Origin of the sequence: Saccharothrix sp. ST-888, from assembly GCF_000955975.1 — a bacterium.
GTDB lineage: Bacteria > Actinomycetota > Actinomycetes > Streptomycetales > Streptomycetaceae > Kitasatospora.
This window is the reverse complement of sequence record NZ_JYJF01000272.1, coordinates 1-1,448: the sequence shown is the minus strand read 5'-3', so window position 1 is coordinate 1,448 and position 1,448 is coordinate 1. Positions and strand designations below refer to the sequence as shown.

The window sequence follows — 1,448 nt, the reverse complement described above, 5'->3', positions numbered from 1 at the left end:
GCTGACGGCTCGTGAGCGGATCGATCTGCTGTTGGACGAGGGTTCGTTCCGTGAGGTGGAGCCGTTGCGCCGGCACCGGGCGACGGGTTTCGGGCTGGAGGCGAAGAGGCCGCACACCGATGGTGTGGTGGTCGGCTGGGGCACGGTGCACGGGCGGACGGTGTTCACCTACGCGCATGACTTCCGGATCTTCGGTGGGGCGCTGGGTGAGGCGCACGCGCAGAAGATCCACAAGATCATGGACATGGCGATCGCGGCGGGTGCGCCGCTGGTGTCGCTGAACGACGGTGCGGGTGCCCGGATCCAGGAGGGTGTCACGGCGCTGGCCGGCTACGGCGGCATCTTCCAGCGCAACACCCGCGCGTCGGGGGTGATCCCGCAGATCAGCGTGATGCTGGGCCCGTGCGCGGGCGGGGCGGCGTACTCGCCGGCGCTGACCGACTTCGTGTTCATGGTCCGTGAGACCTCGCAGATGTTCATCACCGGTCCGGACGTGGTGCAGGCGGTGACCGGGGAGAAGATCTCGCAGAACGGGCTGGGCGGCGCGGATGTGCACTCGGGTGTGTCGGGGGTGTCGCACTTCGCGTACGACGACGAGCAGTCGTGCATCGAGGAGGTGCGCTACCTGCTGTCGCTGCTGCCGCAGAACAACCGGGAGATGCCGCCGGCGGCGGTGAACGACGATCCGGTGGAGCGGCGCAACGAGTCGCTGCTGGACCTGGTGCCGGTGGACGGGAACCGGCCGTACGACATGCGCAAGGTGATCGAGGAGATCGTCGACCACGGGGAGTTCCTGGAGGTCCACGAGCGGTGGGCGACCAATGTGCTGTGCGTGCTGGCGCGGATCGACGGGCATGTCACCGGGATCATCGCCAACCAGCCGCAGTCGCTGGCGGGGGTGCTGGACATCAATGCCAGTGAGAAGGCCGCCCGGTTCGTGCAGATGTGCGACGCGTTCAACATTCCGCTGGTCACCATGCTGGATGTGCCGGGGTTCCTGCCGGGGGTGGACCAGGAGCACGACGGGATCATCCGGCACGGCGCGAAGCTGCTGTACGCGTACTGCAACGCGACGGTGCCGCGGATCCAGCTGATCCTGCGCAAGGCGTACGGCGGGGCGTACATCGTGATGGACTCGCGGTCGATCGGGGCGGACCTGTCGTTCGCCTGGCCGACGAACGAGATCGCGGTGATGGGGGCCGAGGGCGCCGCGAACGTGATCTTCCGGCGGGACATCGCCGGGGCCGAGGACCCCGAGGTGATGCGCGCGCAGAAGATCAAGGAGTACAAGAACGAGCTGATGCACCCGTACTACGCGGCCGAACGCGGTCTCGTCGACGATGTCATCGACCCCGCCGAGACCCGGCAGGTCCTCGCCTCCTCCCTCGCCATGCTCCGCACCAAGCACGCCGACCTGCCCAGCCGCAAGCACGGCAACCCACCGATGT

General features: G+C 68.0%; 1 protein-coding gene. It reads left to right on the top strand.

The features are described 5' to 3' along the window. Nucleotide 1: 1 nt before the first annotated feature. Nucleotides 2-1,448, top strand: a 1,447-nt coding sequence (locus tag UK12_RS32565) for an acyl-CoA carboxylase subunit beta (protein WP_197085364.1), incomplete at its 3' end; no start/stop codon positions are given.